The sequence below is a fragment of the Alistipes sp. CAG:29 genome, assembly GCF_000435435.1.
Lineage (GTDB): Bacteria > Bacteroidota > Bacteroidia > Bacteroidales > Rikenellaceae > Alistipes > Alistipes onderdonkii.
Genome location: NZ_FR893461.1, coordinates 1 through 722, shown reverse-complemented (window position 1 = coordinate 722; position 722 = coordinate 1). Strand labels below are relative to the sequence as shown.

At 49.7% G+C, this 722-nt stretch carries 2 pseudogenes; both read right to left on the bottom strand.

Annotated elements, in window-relative coordinates:
• Positions 1-606: pseudogene (locus QVP03_RS06905) on the bottom strand (glycosyl transferase family 1); the annotation flags it as partial.
• Between the two features lie 2 nt (positions 607-608).
• Positions 609-722, bottom strand: a pseudogene (locus tag QVP03_RS06900) (sugar nucleotide-binding protein); the annotation flags it as partial.

The window sequence follows — 722 nt, the reverse complement described above, 5'->3', positions numbered from 1 at the left end:
CCCCCCCCCTGCAAACTCCTGTTTAACAGGAGTTTGTATCTTATTTTCATCGATATTGGCACCAAACTCTATCACATTCAGTTTAGACGCCGGAATGTGGTAATAATCCCGGGCCGAGTTACTCGCCCATTCAGAAGAATGAATAATTACCGAAGCCTTATCCAAAGCCCGCTGTTCGATGGAGTTTCCATATCTGACGCTGCATGCGGCGAGGTTCGGCCAATAATAGTCGACCATCAGTTCAAAGGTGGCATCGCTGAGGTAGAATACCGGTTTATCCGTTTCGATCCGGGACAGCACCTGGGAGCCTCCGCTGAAAAACAGCATGTCGCATCCTGCAATCAGTTTTTTATCGATGCTGTGCGCTTCCATCCGGGCAATCAGCGGGATGTGGGAGTAGACGATATTCTTTCCCGTAAGTTTTGCATACAAATGGTACAGTCCCAGGATAAACTTGGAAAAAAACGGGGTGGTATAGGGGATCCATCGCACCGTATATCCGGCCTGTTCGATCGACTCCCGGATCTTGAAAATTGTGCCGCTCCATGCCTTCCGGTCGATGAAGGGGTTTGCCTTACTGACATAGCCAAAAGTTATTTTCGCCATATCTATTGTCGTTGAAGTCGTTTCATGCAGTAGATCAAGGCCTCCCTCCAGTGCGGGATATCCATTTGGAAGGTCTCCTTGAAGCGGGTCTTGTCCAGCACCGAGTAGGCCGGGCG